Genomic DNA, 19,402 nt, shown 5'->3' with positions numbered 1-19,402 from the left:
GTCAGGCAGCCTTCTTCTCATCGTCGATTACATACGCCGGATATCCATCGATCCATTTCTCGACACGACGATGCCCTACGGCGCGCAGCAGTTCTTCCTCGTCTGCGGGAGAGATTAGGAAACGGAAATGGTCACGGACGTCTCGTTGTCCAGGGACGTAGAAATGCGCCCTCAAGACGATCTTACGATTGCCGTCCCAGACGACGTTGCTGAAGTGTGCAAAGATGTAGTCATCGAGTTCGGCAGCCGATGCCGCAGGATCGATTTCGATGTCGATGTGGGTGCATGTGTCGAACGTCGGCTCAGGTCGCGTGCCAACGGCAACTTCGGGAAATACGGGAGTTGGAGACGTCGCGGTGTCCTTCAGACGCTGAACAGGCTCCATTCTCTTCTTGCGGGCTTTCTCGGCCGGCACGCGGTTCTTGATCACGTGCAGAGACCCGACAAGATCGCGGCCGAGTTCGGCTTCCTCCCCGAAGAAGCCCCAGGCAGCGGCTTCGACGCCATCGGCATCGATCGAGGAAAGCAGGTTCGCGCCGCGATACATCCGGGTCGAGCCGCCAGGCGTCAGCGGGAAACTGTCCAGAGCCTCCTTGAGAGCGACCAGCCACGTCGCATGCGCGAAGGAGTGGTCGATGCCGAGGGTTTTGAACTTCTTGGCGACCCGCAGCCAGAAGACGCTGTTGATCCTGTATCGCGGCTCGTCTGGCGCTCCAATGCGGTAACCGGCTTTCTGAAGCGGGACGGTGTTGGCGCGCACGGTGTGATGCGGATCAGCATTGACCCTGACGCCGAACTCGATCTGTCGGACGGATGTACCCTTCTTCGGCGCAGGCAACCCGTCGTATGAAATCCGGACGTCGAATTTTCGGACAGCCGAGAAGTCATCGATGGCTTTTGATAGGACCCGTTCCTGCAGCTTGCCGAACGGAACAGTGCCCTTCACCGAGGGAAAGCCGACGACCTCGGCGAGTTGCTCCGGCGTGAACGCCAGATCGAACCTGTTGTCTTCGCCTGCCCGCCAGGGGTTCCTGGCAACCTCAAGCGCGATCCTCTTGTAGAGCATGTGACTGTACTTTGACCTCATGCTGCCGCGGCCGAGCGCGTTGAGCTCGATGTAGCCGTACGTTGGCATCGTTCTCATCAGCCAGCGGATTGGGTCCGGAAACTGGTAGCCGAGCGATGTCTCGCTATTCAGTGTGACTTGCCACGACGTCAGCATTTTGACACCGCGGAAGCTTCGGCCGTCCTCGCCCGCGAACGAGAGCTTGATCTGCTCCATCTTCGCCATAGACCGTTCGATCGCGTCCCGGCGGGCTTCAGGGCCAAGGAAGCGCAGACATTCTGCAAGCGGAATCTCGTACGAAGTCTTGGTCATCGTGCGGTCGTTCTCATACGCCCGGGATATCAGCAGTTCGTGCAGGGCGAGATCGAAGCCCGTCAGATCGACGTCTCCGTTGTCGATGACGACGCCCGCCAGCATTTCCGCCGGTCGCGGCGACTGGGGCGCGATGACAGCAAGGGACGCTCCCTTGGCGAGGGCTTCGGACGTGCTGCCTCTCGGAGACGGCTGAAATGGCTGGCGCACTAGAAAGGGTGGTATCGTCATAGTTCCCTCAGAAGTATTTCTACCTCAATCGTGGCCGCCGGCACTGCTGCAGTCAACAGTAAATCCCATTTAATACTTGCAATTGGATTCCCAATCGGAGTTGTAATGGGATTTACTATTTAAGTCTTTCATTCAAATTACAATTTCCCGCGAATAGTAGGGTGATAGTTGAAGGTAAATCCCGCGCATCAGCGTTCGCGGGATTATGTGCCTCAAAACCGGGATATATGGGATTAGAGGTTTTCGGGGTCGGTCAGAAAACCGGGATATATGGGATTTGATGAAGCTGACAAATCCCCGTGCCGCGAGGGTTTTCTCGTCAGCATTTCTTGATTTTTTGCACGATTCTAAGTAGATACGCGCTTCAGGCGCGGACGTTACATGGGACTTTTGATTTTTGGATTTAACGGGGCGCTACGCTTATTTTGCTGTTCTTGCCCGGAGATCGGAGCCGATGCCGAGAACGCATTGAGCGGCAGTGTAATGCCAAGCATTGAGCGTTTACATGAAAAACACTTGCCCCGAGGAGCGCCGGCACAAACGATAGTAGCATCAGAGCCGCAAGGATCAAACCATGGCCGACCTCCCGCTACAACTTCTCGCCGAACTCATAGACGAAGCTTTCCGCCCGACGCCGATCCGTCGGCTGGCAACGGGCAAACGGAAGGCCTATCACGCTATGGCCGTCGATAAGACTCGGGCAAAGGTCGAGGCGGCTCTCGCTTCCGGGGTCGTGCCGGTTAATCGGCAGCACATCCGTGACGCCCTGACGGATGCAGCGCTGCACCTCCTCGTTACGGAAGGACCTGGTGCCGACGTGATCCGCGACGTCTTCAGTTCCGTGTTCGAGGGTAATGCCGCCTTGGCGCTGTCGAAGGTCGATGCGGGAAAGATCGAGCCGAGGTTTTTCAAGTCTCGTTGAATTGAGAATGGGACGCTGATGTCCCATTGGTTCCTTGCATCCGAAGGTTCCATTCTCGTCAGGCAGTGATGAGGTAGTGAGAGAGATAATCGCGATGCCGAGACCAAGAAACCCCGCGAACGAAGCCGGACGGGCCGCTCAAGAGCGGTACACAGAGAAGCTTGCCAAGATCGGCGGCAAGCCGACGGACGCCGTAGATGCGGCAATCTCTGCTGCGGTCGCGATCTATCGGGCCGAGGCCGAGGAACGGCGACAAGCAAAGAACCTCGAGCGCCTGGAGGGCATCGAAAGGATGGCGGCGTCTATTCTGGTTTCACGCGGTGGGAAGCCCACACCAGTTCTTCGCGCTGTCCGTCTCCGAACCCGACGTCTTGATGTCGACGAGCTTCGTGTTCTGGCTAGCCACCCACTCGACGACGGCCGTCCTGGTCCCGCTCACGACCTCTATCACATGACGCGACCTTGATTGTTGGGGCATTTCCCAATGTTTCCGAGATTCTGGTTTTTATCCGTTTCCCCCCATTACTTCCTTGAAATGTATCCTCTTTCCGTAAAATCAAGTACTGATCAGGTAGTGATCTAGTCCCTTGCATCGCCGGCACACACGATCCCCTCAGCCAACAAATCTGAGGGGATCAACATGGCAAAAGTTTCTGGAATAGCTGAAAGCCTGGATGGGCGTCTCAAGGCCGCCGTTCGTACCTATGGCTTGAACATCAACGATCTCGCCGGCCGCACGCTCGCAGAAGGCGTGCTGCGCCACTGGCACCTGGGCATGGGCCCGTCGCCCGTGGAGCTGAAGGGCGGTATGCTCTTTGATCAGCACGCCCGCCCGACCTCCGACGCCGACATCACGGCAGTCCGCCGCTACATGCCGCACGAAATGCATCGCGGTCTCCTGATCATCCGATCCCTGCTTCAGACCGAGGGAATGGATATCGACTATCTCTCCGATCTGCCGCAGCCGATAGACGTCGGCTGCGGCGATCCCGTCGAGCGCTGGACTATCCGCGGCTCCGTAGGGGGCGTTCTTGCACATACACAGCTCTACATCTCGTTCGGCCGAGGCCCGGGCGCGTTCTCCCCGGCGATCGAGATGACGGAAATCCCGTCTCTGGTCTCGCGCCTTCCTCCGCTGGCGATCGCATGCCGACCGCTAGAAGCCGCCTTCGCGGAAAAACTCCTCGCTGTCATCGGCCAGCCGCAGACAGACATGCGCGTCAAACATCTCGCCGACGTCGGCGACGAGCGCCTGTGGGACGGCGTTGATACCGACCAGATCGCCGATGAAATCGAACGCGTTTGCCGTCACCGCGGTATCGATCCGTTGATGCTGCCTGACAGCCTCGACGTCGCGGACTACGAGCGCCTACGTGCAAACTGGATGAAATTCAGCAGTCCCGGCATGACGGTGAAGTCCTTCGACGAGGCAATCGACGCCGCCGACGGCATCTTGCAAGACGTCCAGAACAGCAGGTCCATGCGCCCGCTGCCGACGTATGCGCCCGCCAGACGGGTTGGGGGCATGCGATGAGCAAACTGACGTCGCACCCTGAGTTCAATGCGGCGGCAGAGCACTTCATCTACGCCTTGGACATGCCGGAGTACGACGCCGGTGAAATGCGGGCATTGATCGAGTGTAGCCTCGTTCGAGTGTTCTTTCGGTTTTGGCTTCAACAGGCGGCCAAGGATGCCGTCTGGATTGCCGTTGGTGAACTGATTGACGGTCGTCCCGCATTCCACCGCATCGACGGGTGGCCCGAGCAGGGAGACGGCGTCCTTGACCGGAAATGGATGCAGCGAGCGCGGCTATGGGTCGACTGGGACAGCATAGACGTCTGGCACGTCATCGACTGGCTTGCGACAGCCGAACGCGACAACCATCCTTGGCTGTATAATCTCGACGACGATGGGCATCCGACGAAGCTGACGAAATGCGGCACGCTCGAGCGTCTGGTCGTAGAGGCGACCAAGGGCCTGCGTTATCGTAACGCCACCGCCGAGATAGTCCTCGACCGCGATGAAGAGGTCCATGTCGCTGACCTGGGCGACGGCTACAGTCTCGTCCAGATACTGACGCCGCATGCTCTCCGCCGGGAAGGCATCCGCATGCATAACTGCCTGCGCCATGGCGATCACGGGAACGTCCTGACTACGACGCTGACCCGCCACTACAGCGTCCGAGATTCCAGCGACAAGCCGCTAGGCACGCTCGAGGTCCACCTCGGCCACGTCCGACAGTTCGCGGGTCCATGCAACCTGGCACCGACATCCGACGTCATCGACCGCGTTACGCCCATGGCGACCTCCTGGGGGTGGAGCGATCTGTATACGGCAATACTGGATTTTCCTGCGCCTGACGACGATGAGCCAGTGGTCCCCGTTCCCGTGTTCGAAAATCGCCGGCGGGTCTGATGCCGGTCTTTTTCGGAAACATAACCAGACAAGCTTTTGAGGAGAGCGACATGAACAAAATTCATCTGACAATCCATTTTCCAGGCGGTGCCATCGACCCGATGGACGTGTTCTGGGTTCTGTTCAAGCACGACGTCCATCGGGTCGAAGAGGAATACCAAGACTTCGAAGTTATCACCGCCCGCGACGCCTGGCGTATCGCCAAGGCCTTCGGATACGCCGCCCAGCACCGCTTTCGACGTGCTGCCCGTCAAGCGCCAGTACTACCTCGTGCTGTCACTCAACGGTTGCTACACGGGTTGGCCCGACGGCATGTGGGAGGAACTGTTCGATGACGCCGACGTCGAACTCTCTTACGAGGTCAAGCCTATACCCGGGGAGGCCGCCGATGCAGCCTGACGTCACCCTCACCGGTTATCTGTGTAACGTCCGCCTCACCAAACTGACAAGGCATGCCGACGGCTACCTATATAGCCCCAGGATGCTCCGTGCCGAGGCGCGCTATGAGCTTAGTATCCTTGACAGCATATGGGTCTACGCCGTCGATGACGAGGACGCCATCACGGCCATAGTCGTGCTGCGCCTGCCGGGTGACGAAGGCTTCGAGTTCAAGATGGTCGGAGCAACCGCATCAAGCCGTGAGCTCCTCCGGCTCCGGGAATACCTCGAAGGCGCGCGCTTGACCGAGGTCGAGGCTCATATACTCGCCGAAAAAATCATCGACGCCGTCGTGTGCATCTCCACCCGTGACGGCGTGGAAAGCGAGGCTGCATGACGACGCCTGATATCCAAGACCTCACCGCGCGCGGCCTCAAGCTCCTCGGCAAACTCGGCATGCTCTCGCCTGCCGAGCGGTCCCTCGTCGACCCCTACATCGCGTGCTTGGAACTTTACCTCGACGAAACCCGCGCCGCACCGGCACAGTCCGCGACGTCCAAAGTCGTGTCCTTCGAGGACGCTAGCCTTGCCCGCCGTGTGTAGTGCGCCCAGGTCCAGCGCCGATGGGTTGCCGAGGCTCAGAAAGCCGGTCAGCATCGTCGTGTCGATGAATTCGGTTGAGAAGTTTACGATGACGAGCGAATTAGAAGTCTTCGGTGACGAGTTGTTGGATTGGGACGACCTCGAGACAAGCGAGACCCCTGGCGACGACGACACGCTACATATCGATTGGGATAACGCGTACTACCTACCCGCGCTCGACGGCAGCGGGCTGATCAGGGCGATCCCGGTGTATGGTACAACGGCCGCCTGGATCAGGCGACAGGAAGACCAGTGCATTATCGACACCGCCGACGCCATCTGCCAGCCGGCCATCATCAGGTAAACCAGACCCCGCAGACGAGACGGGGTCTTCAGTTTTCCGGGCCTGCCATTCCTCCAGAGCCCGCAGCACTCGATAGCTCATCTCAGTCTCCGGTTATCACCAGGTATGTGTGTCCGACATCAACACCAAGGTTCTTTCCGACCTGACCAGGTATGCGCCAAACTCTCACTCACGAGGACATCGCCGAGGGACTTTCCGTTCCTGACCAGGACACGGAGCTTCCTGCCATACCGGTCTTCGTCACGGCCCTGCCAAGCTCTCATCTCGAACGGTCCGGCATTGACGAGCTCGATTAGCCGTGCCGTCGCTTTTTCCCCAAGGGCTTCCTCGCTTGCGCATTTCGGCTCCGATATTTCGGGGGTGTCGATATCTGCGATCCGCACTTTGACCCCCGAAAGCCAGAGCGTATCGCCGTCGACAACGCAGTGCGTGCGGACCGCACCGGCGCAACGTGAGAAGGGCTTGGCCGATACCTGCGTGACCGCGTTCGCGGGAGGGACGATGTTGCCGCTGATCAGATACATTGCCGTCGCGCCCGACGCGAACGCGAACATCATCGAAATCGCTACGACTTTAGCAAATGTCATGTCCGCCCCTCTGCAATCCTCGATAGCATGTTAACGCGGGCAGGTTGCGTGAAAGCTAACGAGTTGCCGAAAATTTTATTGACCGCATGTAGACGTCGGCCTCGACGGTCGCCTGTCCGGCTTTAGCGCAATTGAGCACCAAAAAAGTGCACACTGACGGACTGTGGTTAAAATGCGAGGGATTTCCGAAGGGGTTTCTTGATTTCTGACGCGTACATCGGCCGTGCAAAGAACGGAGGTGTGACATGGCGTGCATGACAAAGCCTGGACTTTTACGTTGCAAACTATCTTGCAACGTGGGTCCGGCACCCTTTGCCGTTGGAGACTTCGCTCATGGCGAATACCAACACCTACGTTACCCGCCCTGCCAAGCCGCCGATCGCTGAGGCTCCCGAGCCGAAGCTTTTGCCTCAAGGGTACTGGCCTGGCTTGCACGAGGAGAAGTTCCACGTTCTTCGCTTCGACAATATCATGCTGAGTGACCGTGAACGTGGCGCTTACCGCGAGTACACGGTCCTTGGCTTGACGGGCTGGATCAGCGGCCCCCGCGCCGGGAAGCTCAACATTTCGCGCAAGTGGACCCTTCGTCTTCTTCGCGTCAATAATAAGCTGCTCGTCGAGGGTGAAGTGCTTCTCTATCCGACGAACTCTCGTATCGTCGGAGCAGAGGACCCCCGTCGCGGCGTCGTGGTAACGATCCCGCTCTCGGGACCGGCGGAAGACCTTGAGGTCCGCCGCCTCAAGCGCTCTGTCTTCCGCCTCGCTGCTTGGGCGGGTGAACGCCTGGCAGTGGGCTTCGAGAGGTACCTCGAAGATCAGGGCCTGTAAGCTAAACCCCGGCGTCCACACCGACGCCGGGGTTTTTCGTTGTCTTGACACATTAACGATGTCGACGGATAGTACGCGCATGAGTGCAGTCGAAACATGCTGTATTCTTTCCGGAAGGGCGCAGGGGTTCCAAAATGACCTGCGCCTTCTTCGTCTGTATAATGGCCACAAGTATCATTGAAGTATTTCATGGTTAATTTCACCCATGGAAGGCGATAAATACTTGTTCCTCGCCGCCGATAGCCCAGCGCTATACTCAACAGTTGGGGAACGGCTAAGTGGCAAGGAAGAAAAAATCCGGCAAAACTGTTGAAACGCGCGATCTCGGCACGCCCGAGACCCGCCGCCGTGTGACGTCCGATCCCCTGCTTTCGTCCGACATCGAACCTCATCGGCTCCAGGCAGCGCTCGCGATCCGCGCAGCGCTCGAGGATGGCCTCAGCGCACCCGGATTGGACATGGTCCGCATCGGTATGGGCGGCGGCGCATTGAGCGGCGACCGCTCCTTCATCCCGACCACCCCTGCCAACATCGAAAACCGCACATGCCACGGCCGATGGGTCCAGGCATGCCGCGCCGCCGATCTCGAACACTACATCTTCGAGCTATTCGCGGTGGGTCACAGCCTCCGGCAGATCGCCGCCCACGTTCATCTCCGCCGTTCGCGCTGCGCCGATATCGTCGATCGCGGCCTAGACATTTACGCCGACCTCCGCGGCTTCCGCCGTCATCCCCGTCTCGGCGCTCGGGTGGCCGCATGGGAAGTTCCTGTCGGCGACCAACCAATTCCCGATCCCGAGCCGCCGATCTTTGCCATGCCGGTGGAATCCAGACTCCGGAAGATGAGGTCGATGCCGATACTCACGTCATTGACGAGAAAACGCTTTCGATCGTCGCGGATCGGATCATGGCCTATCGAGCCAACGGTGGTGTCATCGATGCCAAGGCCACCACTGTCACATGCGGAGACGGCAACGAATAAACGGCACCCTCGCTACTTTGAACGTTCGACGGCATCTGCGGCAAGGCTCGATGACCGGGCGCACACCGCATACGAGCTTCCTTCAGTTTGCGCGTCTTCTCGTCGCGCGCTTTCTTTTCCTGGGTTGCAATCTCCCGCGCAACGCGTGCGCTCTCATCGAGATCACCCCACAACGACCGATAAGCTGGCCCAGGCGTATTAGTGTTCATTGCAGATGCTCCGGCATTCGTCAGTTCATGTAGCAATGAACTTCTTTCGCGGCTGCAATGAAGTCGCGACGAGCAAGCTCGGCATCGACGCGGCCTTCAACCGCTGCCTTGCATGTAACTTTCGCTTTGACAAAATCGGGGCCAGAGCGATTGGGCCAGTTGTCGATGAGATAGATCAGCGCTTCAAAGGGCCCTTCCACTTTTCGTGTCCCGATCAGCCCAAGCTGGATTTCGATTGGCTCTTTCCATTCAATCGTCGGCATCGGTGTCCTCCCATATTTTCGCGTGAAATGCGGGAGGGGCAGATTCGTTCCAAGGGCGATCCGAAAAATCTAGCCGTCCGGTTTAAGCGTGATTTGATCGGCAATCATCGCCTATCGAAATTAGCTGGCGTCGTCGCGCGTGCAGAACATGCGCGCCGACACTTCGATTATCGAGCGATGCTTTCGCGGGTCAAAGTGCACGGCCGGGAAAGTATCAAAGAGATACCTCGCAAAGCTCTCCTTGTTTTCCTGCGAATTATCGAACCACGGCTGCGCTGTGATTTCGTCGAAAACCTGCTTCAGCGCGCCCAGTTCTTCGGGTTCAAATGTCCCTCTGGTGAAAAAGTTGGTACCCATCTCAGCCTTCTTAAACTTCCCTTCGCGCTAAAAATAACTCGCCTTATTTGCTTGTTCAATATGGATCGGCGCGATGCCTCCACAGCAGCAAAAGGAAATCGAATCCGCCCTCCGTCGCAAGGGCCTGTCCTGCAGCATGCTCGTATACAACTTTTCGGACTGCCCCGGTGGAATGACCGGCGGCTGGGAGACTGCCCTCGACGAGCGGGGCGAGGACCTGGTCATCACAGCCGATTCCGACTTCGACGACCTGACGCCGGACTGTGCGAACGCGGCCGAGGTCCTCGAATGGATCGACGCGCTACCTGACGTCAGGGGTGTCGAATACCGTGAGCCTGATGCCGAGGAATAAGAAAGCGAGGACGTATGACCGACACCGACACCAAAACTACCACGAGCCGCCAGCCGGAATTCATGGCGATCGACTACGAGAATATGCTCATCCTCTTTTACTTCGCTGATCTTTCGAAGCCTTTCGAGAAAAGGTTTCATCTGCCGATTAAGGCCGTCAATTCGATGGCAGGTTGTTCCATTTTTGTCGACGAAGACGACATCAAGAAGCTCTGTCTCGAGGAGAACCATTCCCTTGCCGATTTCGAGGCCATCCGCCTCGGTATCAAATCCTTCCTCCGGGATCAGGGAACCTATGTTGTCAACGGCAACCAGTACCATGTCTGCCGCGATGAGGTCCTTTGTGGCATCGTGGAGACGGTCATCAAAGGCGAGAGGGTGCCGAAGGCCGAGGCTGCGCCGGAAAGCGAGGCGGCATGAGGACCTTCAGCGAAATCCAGGTCGGCATGAGCCTTAGCTTCGTATTCGAGGGACGTCGGTTCTGGCTTGCGTCCCGGGATGACGACCCGGATGTCGCCGAACTGCTGCGGCTCGTACCGGCATCGACCTGTCGTTCTACAAGACGGAGATGTGGCGCAGGGACTTCGACGTCACCGCCGAGCGATGGGCGGCGTTCGAGGATCAGTTTCCCGCCGCCATTGCCGGCACCCGCGAGATCATCCGGCAGGCGTGGATCGCACGGGAGGAGCATGATCGGCAGCGTGCTGAGGACGAACGGCTGGCAGCCATCGAGTGCGAACTGCGCCGACAGGAGAAGCGCATCGAGCTTGACGTCGGCAACGCTGAAATTGTCCTCGTCGAACGCCCAGGCCAATTCTACCTGGACCCCCGCATCGCAACTACTGGGAAGCGAACGTCCGGAAGCCGATCTCGGCGGCGCTGCACGACATGCTCGTCACCGAGATCGGTGCCAGAGAGACTGAGCGCTACGATGACGTCGATGATGACTACGATGAGGAGTAGTCTCGTCACACTCGAAGCCGCCGGCACGGACCTGCACATCGCCGTCGGCGGCCGCCTCTTTGCCGTCCCCGTCTCCGACGGCTACGTCCAGCGCCGTGACGTCATCGACGTCGGCGACGACGCCTGCCTCACAGTCCAAGACCTCGCCGATGTCTACCGCGGTGTCGAGCGCCTCGGCGTCTGTTTCGACAACGCGGCTTACACCGGCCGGTTCTGACCCCAAATCCCTCTATACCAGTATTCGCGGCCAACGGCCCCAGTATCCATCCATATAGAAGTGTTGACAATTTTCCGAATACTTGTCACACACATCGGTGTGTTATTCATGAAAAACATAAATGTACCGCGAGTTCTTGAATATTAAATTCGTTTACAAACTCAACAGATTCAAGACTCCGCAATTCAAGACACGAAAGTTGCTTAGTTTTTATTGGAAAGAGGGGTTGTCCCCGCCGTAGAGATAGGTAATCATACTTACATGAGAGGTGGAATTAGCACTCTCACCGCCCTCGGAACCGGGCGAACATGGAAGGAAAGAACAATGACCAAAGTACTCAAGAACTTCAAAGTCTCGGCGAACGGCACAGTCTTCGGTGTTTACGCTGGCATCGATCGCGACGCCGCGCTTCTCGCTCACGTGCAGGACGCGGGATACACGAGCATCAAAGATGCGGCAGCCGTGCTCGAAAAGTCTGTCGAGGATTTCATCTACGAAACGCAGGTCGAACTCCTGGCACCGCTGTGGGAACGCATTTCCATCGTCAACGCGACAGTCGTCACCGATGAGAACCTGCATGTTGCCTTCGACATCGCCGTAGACGGCACGGCTGTTCACAGCGCGCTCGAGTGGCTCGACGCCGATCTCGACCTGGTCACCGAAGACTGCAACTTGGACGTCAACAACGAGTACCGCGATGCGGTTGCGATGGCGCTCGGCGACGACAGGGAACTCTATGATGAAGCCAGCGACGACGCCCGCTCCGGAGTCCTCGGGGACATTGCCTACATGGTCACGGAGAAGCTGGTCGCCATCGCGCGGGACTTGAGAAAGGTGAACGCCTCAGAAGCCGCCTGACGATGGTCCCTGGCCGGGACCGAAACCGGGGAAACCCGGTCGCGGTAGCCAAACCCAATACCCCGCTCGCTGGAACCGGGCGCATCGACAAAGGAAGATCACATGTTCGCACTTACCGTATCTACGTTTCCCTCGCCAAGCCTGTCTGCCTCGCTAAGCCGGTCCGCGAGACCCGCCCGTTGACGAACCACGCTTGCACCATCTCGCTGACGCGCCCGGTCTCGCTCCGCAAGGCTGCACCCAAGGCCACGGTGTCGCTGGCAAAGCGCCAGACCTCGGCCTGCTACCCGACCTACGCACTGGTGGCCTTCTTCGGCTGCCAAGATGACCTGCACCGCGCGCTCGGTCGCACGGATGCCGATGCCGCCCGGGACATCGCAATGGCGGCAATCAGGATGGAAATCGCGGCGGACGAGTACGCTTATCTGTCGGGCCTCACGTTGACCCCTCGCGCTGCCATCCGCGCCGCTTTCGCGAGCCAGGACATCAACCGCGGTCATTGGAGGCTCGACGGCTCCAAGGTCATAAGTTTCGTCGAAGCGATGGAGAGGGTTCAGCGCCGCATCGCCGCCTGATGCACTTCTTCGACGGCACCTCACCCGGGTGCCGTCTGAGACGGAGCATCTGGAACCTGCCCGTCGCACCGATCAATCAGTCCCGCGGGGCAATCAGGAGAGAATACAATGGATTATGGACAACCTCAGGAAGTGCCGCTGTTCGCAGTCGGACGAGGGCTTTTGGATGACCTGGCGAGAGCTGGAGAAATCAAGGACTTCGATGGCGACCCCGTCTACGTCGAATATGTCGAGGGCATTAAGTCGTACCTCGTGCACACTTACGGCAAGGATGGCTATGTCGACGGTAACATCTTCGTTGTCGTGGTCGAAGATGCCGGAAGAGCCGGCGTGACAGGCAACGGCGACAACGTCTGGCTCGATGCCGACGATGTCGAAGGAGCCATCCTGGCCTATGAAAGGGGGGCAGTGTGATCAGCCGCAGCACCCTCTACCTCACTGACGACGGACGTCTCATGACGTCGCAGGAGCAGCTCGCGCTGCTCCTCGACCTCGGTGGCCTGGACTCCGCGGAAGCGGCCGAGATCGCGGGCGTCGCGCCATCGACGATCGCGACATACCGCAAGGCGTCCAAGGGCCGTCAGGTGTCGGCCGTGATCCTCAGCCGCCTCGAGGCCCATGTCCTCGAACGCATCGGCCGCTTTGCCCAGGCGGCAGGCTACGAACTCAAAGCAATCGAGGCGCGCACGTGATCGAACTTTACAAAATCGAATTCTACGGCCTGCAAGGACACCAGTCGCCGGTGGGGTTCTACACCGTCGACGAGGAGGTTGCGCTGGCCGACGTCCGCCAGGTCATGGCGAACTGGTATTGCAACCAGTCTGAGCAGCTTGCTCGGTATCTCTACGAGTTGCATCTTGGTGATGACGAGGTTGAGACCGTCGAGGATCAGGACGAAGATGATATGCACGCGCCATTCGTCGGCTCGTTTATCGTCCAAGATTGCCGCGGCCGGGTCGTCGAGCGCGTGGCGTCCGAGATCGTCCGGCACTCGCCCGAGATGCAGACCGCCGACCCGATCTGGTTCGAGCGCCGCGATCCGGATTTCGAACGCAGGGAAACGGAGGCTGCTGAACGATCTCGTCTGGAGCGTATCAGGCGTATCGAGTCGGCCGCCTATACCGCTCACGACGACGACCTGCCATTCTGATCTCGGGAGAGCCCATCCGGGGGCATTCCGCGTCAACAATGTTTCTTCAAATAATTGATTTGTATACACTTTTATTCCTCCGGCGTATTGTCCCCGGCGCGGGGACAGAGCACTTTAGAAATGAGAGCAGCGGATGATCCAAAGCCACCGCCCGCTGGAACCGAGCGAACACAGGAAGGATATCGAAATGAAACATATTCCATACAACGAGACCGTCCGTCTCCTCGCGGTCGATGTTTACTGCGGCAGCCGTGAGTACACCCAGGACTACCTGTGCGCCGATATCGACCTCTTCGTGGACTATATTGGTGAAGAGGTGCGCGTGAACGTCGCCGAGCGGATCGGCGTCGACGACGATGAGAGAGTCATTGTCCGCAGTGCCGTCGCCGAGATGCTGCGGGTCGCAGCTGACCTGGACGATGGCGAACTTGTGGAAGCGATCACGGAAAGTCGCATCAAATGGTACGACGCAGACAGCGGGGAATTCCTCGGCGAAGATGGAACAAGTTCATTTCTCGCCGTCCCGGCTGCAACTGAGCCAGCAGCCTGAGGCGACGAGGACAACGATGACATCTACGTCGCGGCCACCGCCCACTGGAACCGGGCGAGCAAGGCGAGCAAGAAAGGGAAGAATATCGGTTGCCGCACGTGTCAGTGAGACTGATCAACAGGCCGGAGGCCGAACATCTTGAGAACGTGAAGGCCGAGATGCAGACGCTTGTCTCGCCCACAGTACGGGTCGCCGACGCAGGGGACTTCTATGTCGCCTTCGAGGGATCGCATCGCCCTCACGCAGCGGCTGAACTGGATGTCCCTGTCATCTTCGACGTCATTGACCAGGAAGATGATATCGATCTTCGCACCTTGGATGTAGGTACGATGGGCGTGTTTGGCAGAGAAAACATCGTTTCGTGCAACGATCTGGTAGCGTACCTGAGTAGCCTTAGGGGTCAGAACATGGTCGATGTGACCGTGGCATTGGAGTAGGTAAGTCTGCAAGCTTTGCATTAGCCCCCCTCTCGTGGGACTTCTTCGTATCCGGGCTTCACATTGCCTTCCGCCGGCGAAAACGCCGCGCTTGACACATGGGAGCCACTAAGGCACCGTTTTTGAAAACAGCAGCTCCCCCGGGGCTAGGGCCGTCCGTTCCCTTAAACTATCTGCTGCCGAGTCGTGGAGACCAACTGGCCGGACCCTCGCGGTAAGGCTTTTGCGGTCGCCCGCAAGGAATGCATCGGCGCTATCGACGGGCGCATCGATGCTTCCCTGGCCGTCGAAGCTTTCAAAGTTGCTGCCGCCGAAGCCGGGATACTCCGCCTGTAGTAAAACGCGAACGGGACGCCGTTTAAAAGCTCCGAGATCGCCACACCGCTACCGCAAATCCAGTGATCCCGGCGATCACCGCCAGCGCAGCAATTTTGTTCGTCCGCTGTCGCCCATCTTGAGAGAGCAGGCCCATATTCTCGGCGCGGGTTCGTATCTGACGGACCTGCTTCCTGAGGCGGGCAAGCTCCCTATGTGGATTCATTTTCTGAAACTGGATGCCGACAAATCCCTTCTGAACATCCACGACACCTTTCGGCACAGCCGAGCCTATCTCTTCCATCGCCGGTCCTCCCGTTTGTGGTCGGGAAAACCGTGGCCGATGAGCTTTGTTCCAGTGCTCAGTTGGTTCTCGCGCAGCGACGATCCGATATTCGCCTGGGAGACCTTTGGCGGGTGCGCGATGAATGGTGGCCCGTGGACTCGGGCGTGATGACCAACGCAAACGAGGGCAATTGTATGTTCACAATCGCATCCCATGTCAAAGCGCTCCGGAACCGCAGGCTCGCCCACTTGCTGTTCACGAAGAAACCGTACGCCTATCCAAAACGGGAAGACCTGACCCTTCTTCTCGAGTTGGCCAAAAAGGCAGCCGAGCTGTCGTCGTTGGCAGTCGAAGGCCTGGAGGTCAATTTCGCAAAACAGACGACCATCAGGCGCGAGAACGCAGGTGGCTACCGGCTGCGGCATGTCGCTGGCGACAATCGCGCGATTCCTGATCTCCACGAAATTCTTGTGGACCGTTTCCATCGCGGCGTAGGCCGTATCTACGATGCCGGATGCAAATCCTATCGCATCCGTGACCGCGGACATCGCCATGGTCTCCGAGCGCATCGTCGTCGATATCGACCAGTAGGCAGCGTTGTCGGATGCGCTTGCCACGCGCAACCCTGTCGAAATCTTCGATTGCTCGCGCCCGAGATCGTTGCCGATACCCCTCAGGTTTGAAGCGCCGCCATGGCTGATGTGTTCGTCAGTATGCTGGTCACGAATGCCGCCCAAGCCGAATGCTATCTGGCGTCTTCATGCGCCGAACGAAGCACACGCTTCTGGGTTGAGAACTCACGGGTCCCGATTAACAAAGGCGGCAAAAGTCGGAAAACTCACGCTTCGTGAGCATGGGCGGGCCGAGCCTATGGGATGAAAGCCACCTCGTTTCTCTACGTCTTCTCGCGCCAATGGGCGTCGATGATGTGCTGCCCGTTGTTTACGATACGCTGTCCGATTTCCGGATCACCACCCTTTAACGTATCCGGATCACCGCCGCAGAGACGCATGAATAGCACCTGTTGGGTAGCGAACGTAAAGTAATCGCGACTGGTCGGCTCGAACTCGAGGCCCGCTTTCGCGAAACGTTCCGCCACATCCGCGGCCGCGTCATCGATCGCCTTGAAGACCTTGTCCAGCATCGCGCGCTCGGCCGCCTCCCTGATTTCGAGATACTTGCGCTGTTCGGGTGTCGGGATCGAGCACGTGCTCTCTGTCATGTCTTCTCCGTCGGCAGTGGTTGGCGGGTTTCGCTTGCGCACTATGTGTTGGAGACAACATAGGAGCAGTCAGATGAAGGTCCAAAAGTTCAGTGTCTCGGACGCGAAGATGGTCAAGTCGCCCGGGCAGGATGCGGAAATCTATGTCGGCAACCTCGTGGACGAAAGAAATGGCGGCCCGGTCACCATCGGATACGGACGCTATGCGCCCGATCAGTCGCTGACGGAGACGATGGAGGTAGACGACACGATGATCGTCCTCGAAGGTCGAATTCTGTCTCCACGTCCGACGGTACGATCACGGCTGGTCCGGGTCACATCGTCTACATGCCGAAGGGGCAGGCGGTTACGATCACCACCGAAGGCGATGGCGCTCTTACCGCATTCGTGACCTATCCTCACTGGGCGGAAGTACGGGATGGCTGACGCGCCGAGGCTGCATATTTCGGCCGCGCGTCGCTTGTGCGGTGAGGAATGCCAACACGGAACCTCGCAGGAGGACGCGGGTTTGTTATCCGGACCAATCGTGGAGGCATTCCCGTGAACATCGACGACTTCGCCAACCAACGCCCGCTTTTCGTACTCGAGAACTTCTTTTCAGGTTCGCTCAGAGGCTGGGGCATTACCCTCAGCCGCATGGGAAACCTTCAGAACCGCTTCTCGATCGAGGCAGGAGGCCGTTACGACGCTTCTGCGAACACGCTGTCTCTGAAGGAGACGTACGCCTTCGAGGATGGCCATCGCGACATCCTGACATGGACTATCATCAATCGCGGAGAGGGACGGTACGAGGGACGCGAGACCCTAATCGATGGCACTGCCGACGGTAGGCAGAGCGGCAACGCCTTTCAGTGGAAGTATCAGCGGGAGGTTCCCGCGGCGGACGGTTCGAAGACGAAATTCGGCTTCAACGACTGGTTTTTCCTGCATGACGAAAACCATATGACCGTTCACGCGTCGTTGACGAAGCTCGGCATCGAGTTCGCCACAATCCAGGCGTTCTACGAAAGGATTTAACCGCATCCATCGGCTGGAACCCGATCTGCACTGGAACATATCGGTGGCGACACGGTTCTTGACCCGTCATCTAAACGAGGAGAACACAATGGTCACCATGGTCGGCACTGAAGACGCCATCGATAAGCTTGTCACGAACCTCATCTATCTTGAACACGACGCCATCGCCGCGTACGAGTCCGTCATCGAGCGTCTCGACGACAAGCAGCTCAGCGCCCAAGTAGCGGCTTTCCGTGACGACCATCTCCAGCATCTTCAGGTTCTCAACGAAATGGCGCGCGAAATCGGCACGGACGCGCCGACCGAGGGCGACATGAAGCAGATGCTGACCACGGGCAAGATCGCGCTGGCGGACCTGTTTGGGGACTCGGCGATCCTGAAAGCGATGAAGACCAACGAGGACGACACGGTCACGGCCTACGAGCGGGCTTCGCGGCACGAGGATGCCATCCCGCAGTCGAAAGCCTTCTTCCTGAAGGCATTGCATGACGAGCTGCGCCATCGGCAGTGGTTCGAGACGACGGCGAAAGCGCTGTGATCTTGAAATCTAGCAGTCGAGCTCTCATCTAGGTTTTACACCCCGCCTGATAGCTGCCTGCTGTGACGATGCCGTCGCGCGTTCGTGGCTGTCCGGGTTTGAAGGGCGCTCCCCTTGATAGGGTCGAGCGCCCTTCGCGTGTCCAGCCGAATGACAGACCTGCCGCCAGTTGCGGCCTCTTTCAGGGATATCAAGTTGACGTCAAACTCAGGCAATTTTCTAAAATCCGCCATCGCACTTGTGATGGCTATGACATCGTTGGTCCCTCCCATGAAGGCCGCGGCATCGGAACGCGCGGATGTTGTCGCCGGCCGCCGTGTTCAGGGAAGTGATGCTGACGTGATCGGCGCGTCGGAGACCCGGCAAGCCCGCCGTCTGGTGATATTCTTCCACGGCATACGGGGACGCGGCTCCGTCATGGCTGCGATCGGAGAGTCATGGAAAGCAACGTTACGGGAGACGGAATTCGTGTCTCCCGACGCTCCGTTCGCCCATCGATCCGGCGGACGACAATGGTTCACTGTCGACGACCAGGTCCTTCGCCCGGATCGCATCAAGGCCGCGCGTCGTGCTTTCGACGAGGTGGTCAGCGACATCATCCAGCGTGAAGGGTTTCAGAACGACTTGCAGGACGTCGCATTTGTCGGCGTTTCGCAGGGCGCGATCATGGCACTCGACGCCGTCGCCTCGGGACGGTGGAAAGTCGGCGCACTTGTAAGCTTCGCTGGCCTCATGCCGTTACCCCCGACATCATCGTCATCTGACACCTCAATCTTATTGATACATGGGGGAGCCGACGGGACGATACCGTCTACGGCATCCGTGGCGGCAAGTGGACAGCTGAAATCCGCTGGTTATGATGTCACGCTAAAAATCTTCCCGAACGTCGGTCACACAATCTCGTCAGAGCAGGCGAGGCACGCCGTTTCCTACCTCAAGGGGCGGCTTGACGGTTAGCGGGGTGCGGCGCGATCCTTCGGTACGCAAGCGGACAGTCGAGCATCGCATCGATCCACGCCGCCCTCGCACATCCGCTCACATCGGCCGACGACGGAACGCCTCAGCTTCGGGAGCGTGACGCTCGCTTTGAACTTGGCGACGAGCGCTTTCCGTTCCATACGCCCGTAAAGACGGCAGGACTTGCACTCGACGGCGATGAACTCGCCTTTCAGAGTGCGCAATGTGGGAACCTCAGACATCGGGTGTCAGCCGTAAACGCGGGCTGAGGCGCTTACTTCGCTTTGGTAGAGCGCGCCGCTGTGGATGGACGCCGAAGTGGAGTGTGGCGATCTCCTGGCTTCACCCTGATCTTCGGACGCGCCTTCTGCCCGATCTCGGTCAACACGCTTCCCGCCGACCCGGTATCGCCAACGCTCGAACGTGACGCCATCGTATTCCCCTATGAAGCAGGCTCGCATACTGGGCCT

Annotated in this window: 31 protein-coding genes and 1 pseudogene; 24 read left to right on the top strand and 8 right to left on the bottom strand. The window is 58.7% G+C overall.

Translation table 11 applies throughout. From position 1 onward, the window contains the following. Position 1 precedes the first annotated feature (1 nt). Positions 2 to 1,609: a hypothetical protein gene (locus VGN93_RS04505; protein ID WP_327506512.1), complete on the bottom strand. Its 1,608-nt coding sequence runs from the start codon at positions 1,607 to 1,609 to the stop codon at positions 2 to 4. A gap of 574 nt (positions 1,610 to 2,183) precedes the next feature. Here VGN93_RS04505 and VGN93_RS04500 point away from each other — a divergent pair. Beyond that, positions 2,184 to 2,531, top strand: coding sequence for a hypothetical protein (locus VGN93_RS04500; RefSeq protein WP_327506511.1), 348 nt, complete (start codon positions 2,184 to 2,186; stop codon positions 2,529 to 2,531). 313 nt (positions 2,532 to 2,844) lie between these two features. On the opposite strand, the gene VGN93_RS04495 is transcribed toward VGN93_RS04500, so the two are convergent. Next, the gene (locus tag VGN93_RS04495; RefSeq protein WP_327506510.1) at positions 2,845 to 2,970 is read right to left on the bottom strand and encodes a hypothetical protein; all 126 of its coding nucleotides are present in this window, start codon (positions 2,968 to 2,970) and stop codon (positions 2,845 to 2,847) included. 201 nt (positions 2,971 to 3,171) lie between these two features. On the opposite strand from VGN93_RS04495, the gene VGN93_RS04490 reads away from it, so the two are divergent. From VGN93_RS04490 to VGN93_RS04465, 6 genes are all read left to right on the top strand, one after another. Beyond that, the gene (locus tag VGN93_RS04490) at positions 3,172 to 4,065 is read left to right on the top strand and encodes a nucleotidyl transferase AbiEii/AbiGii toxin family protein (RefSeq protein WP_327506509.1); all 894 of its coding nucleotides are present in this window, start codon (positions 3,172 to 3,174) and stop codon (positions 4,063 to 4,065) included. Beyond that, positions 4,062 to 4,946, top strand: coding sequence for a hypothetical protein (locus VGN93_RS04485; protein ID WP_327506508.1), 885 nt, complete (start codon positions 4,062 to 4,064; stop codon positions 4,944 to 4,946). Before VGN93_RS04490 ends, VGN93_RS04485 begins: the two co-directional genes overlap by 4 nt. Before the next feature lie 50 nt (positions 4,947 to 4,996). Next, on the top strand, positions 4,997 to 5,281 hold the full coding sequence (locus tag VGN93_RS04480; protein ID WP_327506507.1) for a hypothetical protein: 285 nt from the start codon (positions 4,997 to 4,999) through the stop codon (positions 5,279 to 5,281). Between the two features lie 53 nt (positions 5,282 to 5,334). Beyond that, positions 5,335 to 5,721, top strand: coding sequence for a hypothetical protein (locus VGN93_RS04475; protein WP_327506506.1), 387 nt, complete (start codon positions 5,335 to 5,337; stop codon positions 5,719 to 5,721). Continuing rightward, a complete protein-coding gene (locus tag VGN93_RS04470) occupies positions 5,718 to 5,927 on the top strand; it encodes a hypothetical protein (protein ID WP_327506505.1) in 210 nt (69 codons plus the stop codon). The genes VGN93_RS04475 and VGN93_RS04470 overlap by 4 nt, the downstream gene beginning before the upstream one ends. Before the next feature lie 88 nt (positions 5,928 to 6,015). Continuing rightward, on the top strand, positions 6,016 to 6,270 hold the full coding sequence (locus VGN93_RS04465; RefSeq protein ID WP_327506504.1) for a hypothetical protein: 255 nt from the start codon (positions 6,016 to 6,018) through the stop codon (positions 6,268 to 6,270). 119 nt (positions 6,271 to 6,389) lie between these two features. Here VGN93_RS04465 and VGN93_RS04460 read toward each other — a convergent pair whose 3' ends face one another. Beyond that, positions 6,390 to 6,857: a thermonuclease family protein gene (locus VGN93_RS04460; protein ID WP_327506503.1), complete on the bottom strand. Its 468-nt coding sequence runs from the start codon at positions 6,855 to 6,857 to the stop codon at positions 6,390 to 6,392. Between the two features lie 333 nt (positions 6,858 to 7,190). Between VGN93_RS04460 and VGN93_RS04455 the strand changes: the two genes are divergently transcribed. Beyond that, the gene (locus VGN93_RS04455) at positions 7,191 to 7,685 is read left to right on the top strand and encodes a hypothetical protein (RefSeq protein WP_327506502.1); all 495 of its coding nucleotides are present in this window, start codon (positions 7,191 to 7,193) and stop codon (positions 7,683 to 7,685) included. A gap of 278 nt (positions 7,686 to 7,963) precedes the next feature. Then, a complete protein-coding gene (locus VGN93_RS04450; protein ID WP_327506501.1) occupies positions 7,964 to 8,869 on the top strand; it encodes a hypothetical protein in 906 nt (301 codons plus the stop codon). Positions 8,870 to 8,896: 27 nt separating this feature from the next. On the opposite strand, the gene VGN93_RS04445 is transcribed toward VGN93_RS04450, so the two are convergent. Then, positions 8,897 to 9,139, bottom strand: coding sequence for a DUF982 domain-containing protein (locus VGN93_RS04445; protein ID WP_327506500.1), 243 nt, complete (start codon positions 9,137 to 9,139; stop codon positions 8,897 to 8,899). A gap of 120 nt (positions 9,140 to 9,259) precedes the next feature. Beyond that, positions 9,260 to 9,496, bottom strand: coding sequence for a hypothetical protein (locus VGN93_RS04440; protein WP_327506499.1), 237 nt, complete (start codon positions 9,494 to 9,496; stop codon positions 9,260 to 9,262). Positions 9,497 to 9,632: 136 nt separating this feature from the next. On the opposite strand from VGN93_RS04440, the gene VGN93_RS04435 reads away from it, so the two are divergent. The 11 genes from VGN93_RS04435 (at position 9,633) to VGN93_RS04385 (ending at position 14,933) form a co-directional block, all read left to right on the top strand. Further along, entirely contained in the window at positions 9,633 to 9,848 is a 216-nt protein-coding gene (locus tag VGN93_RS04435) for a hypothetical protein (RefSeq protein ID WP_327506498.1), read from the top strand. A gap of 14 nt (positions 9,849 to 9,862) precedes the next feature. Further along, entirely contained in the window at positions 9,863 to 10,267 is a 405-nt protein-coding gene (locus tag VGN93_RS04430) for a hypothetical protein (protein WP_327506497.1), read from the top strand. A gap of 148 nt (positions 10,268 to 10,415) precedes the next feature. After that, positions 10,416 to 11,027, top strand: coding sequence for a hypothetical protein (locus tag VGN93_RS04425; protein ID WP_327506496.1), 612 nt, complete (start codon positions 10,416 to 10,418; stop codon positions 11,025 to 11,027). A gap of 324 nt (positions 11,028 to 11,351) precedes the next feature. Then, a complete protein-coding gene (locus tag VGN93_RS04420; protein ID WP_327506495.1) occupies positions 11,352 to 11,885 on the top strand; it encodes a hypothetical protein in 534 nt (177 codons plus the stop codon). 179 nt (positions 11,886 to 12,064) lie between these two features. Continuing rightward, a complete protein-coding gene (locus VGN93_RS04415; protein WP_327506494.1) occupies positions 12,065 to 12,460 on the top strand; it encodes a hypothetical protein in 396 nt (131 codons plus the stop codon). A gap of 108 nt (positions 12,461 to 12,568) precedes the next feature. Then, positions 12,569 to 12,874, top strand: coding sequence for a hypothetical protein (locus tag VGN93_RS04410; RefSeq protein WP_327506493.1), 306 nt, complete (start codon positions 12,569 to 12,571; stop codon positions 12,872 to 12,874). After that, on the top strand, positions 12,871 to 13,152 hold the full coding sequence (locus tag VGN93_RS04405) for a hypothetical protein (RefSeq protein ID WP_327506492.1): 282 nt from the start codon (positions 12,871 to 12,873) through the stop codon (positions 13,150 to 13,152). The genes VGN93_RS04410 and VGN93_RS04405 overlap by 4 nt, the downstream gene beginning before the upstream one ends. Continuing rightward, positions 13,149 to 13,610 (top strand): hypothetical protein, encoded by a 462-nt coding sequence (locus tag VGN93_RS04400; RefSeq protein WP_327506491.1) that lies wholly within the window; start codon positions 13,149 to 13,151, stop codon positions 13,608 to 13,610. The genes VGN93_RS04405 and VGN93_RS04400 overlap by 4 nt, the downstream gene beginning before the upstream one ends. Before the next feature lie 133 nt (positions 13,611 to 13,743). Then, complete coding sequence (locus VGN93_RS04395) at positions 13,744 to 14,160, top strand: hypothetical protein (protein WP_327506490.1); 417 nt, start codon at positions 13,744 to 13,746, stop codon at positions 14,158 to 14,160. Between the two features lie 158 nt (positions 14,161 to 14,318). Next, a complete protein-coding gene (locus VGN93_RS04390; RefSeq protein ID WP_327506489.1) occupies positions 14,319 to 14,597 on the top strand; it encodes a hypothetical protein in 279 nt (92 codons plus the stop codon). Between the two features lie 186 nt (positions 14,598 to 14,783). Next, complete coding sequence (locus VGN93_RS04385; protein ID WP_327506488.1) at positions 14,784 to 14,933, top strand: DUF982 domain-containing protein; 150 nt, start codon at positions 14,784 to 14,786, stop codon at positions 14,931 to 14,933. 22 nt (positions 14,934 to 14,955) lie between these two features. Here the strand turns inward: VGN93_RS04385 and VGN93_RS04380 are convergent, their stop codons facing one another. The 3 genes from VGN93_RS04380 to VGN93_RS04370 form a co-directional block, all read right to left on the bottom strand. After that, complete coding sequence (locus tag VGN93_RS04380) at positions 14,956 to 15,216, bottom strand: hypothetical protein (RefSeq protein ID WP_327506487.1); 261 nt, start codon at positions 15,214 to 15,216, stop codon at positions 14,956 to 14,958. Then, entirely contained in the window at positions 15,204 to 15,935 is a 732-nt protein-coding gene (locus VGN93_RS04375; protein ID WP_327506486.1) for a hypothetical protein, read from the bottom strand. The genes VGN93_RS04380 and VGN93_RS04375 overlap by 13 nt, the downstream gene beginning before the upstream one ends. Before the next feature lie 158 nt (positions 15,936 to 16,093). Beyond that, positions 16,094 to 16,420 carry a hypothetical protein gene (locus tag VGN93_RS04370; RefSeq protein WP_327506485.1) on the bottom strand — a complete coding sequence of 109 codons (327 nt, stop codon included), beginning with the start codon at positions 16,418 to 16,420 and terminating at the stop codon, positions 16,094 to 16,096. 73 nt (positions 16,421 to 16,493) lie between these two features. Between VGN93_RS04370 and VGN93_RS04365 the strand changes: the two are divergent. The 4 genes and pseudogenes from VGN93_RS04365 (at position 16,494) to VGN93_RS04350 (ending at position 18,932) form a co-directional block, all read left to right on the top strand. Then, positions 16,494 to 16,846 (top strand): annotated as a pseudogene (locus tag VGN93_RS04365) (ethanolamine utilization protein). Between the two features lie 114 nt (positions 16,847 to 16,960). Then, a complete protein-coding gene (locus tag VGN93_RS04360) occupies positions 16,961 to 17,437 on the top strand; it encodes a DUF3833 family protein (RefSeq protein ID WP_327506484.1) in 477 nt (158 codons plus the stop codon). 88 nt (positions 17,438 to 17,525) lie between these two features. Then, positions 17,526 to 17,975, top strand: a complete 450-nt coding sequence (locus tag VGN93_RS04355) for a ferritin-like domain-containing protein (RefSeq protein ID WP_327506483.1) — start codon at positions 17,526 to 17,528, stop codon at positions 17,973 to 17,975. A 150-nt stretch (positions 17,976 to 18,125) separates the two neighbouring features. Then, positions 18,126 to 18,932: an alpha/beta hydrolase gene (locus VGN93_RS04350; protein ID WP_327506482.1), complete on the top strand. Its 807-nt coding sequence runs from the start codon at positions 18,126 to 18,128 to the stop codon at positions 18,930 to 18,932. Positions 18,933 to 19,402: the final 470 nt, after the last annotated feature.

It is taken from the genome of Shinella sp., from assembly GCF_035998705.1.
In the GTDB taxonomy this organism is placed as follows: domain Bacteria; phylum Pseudomonadota; class Alphaproteobacteria; order Rhizobiales; family Rhizobiaceae; genus Shinella.
The sequence above is the reverse complement of the archived record's forward strand: the minus strand, read 5'-3'. Positions and strand labels throughout refer to the sequence as shown.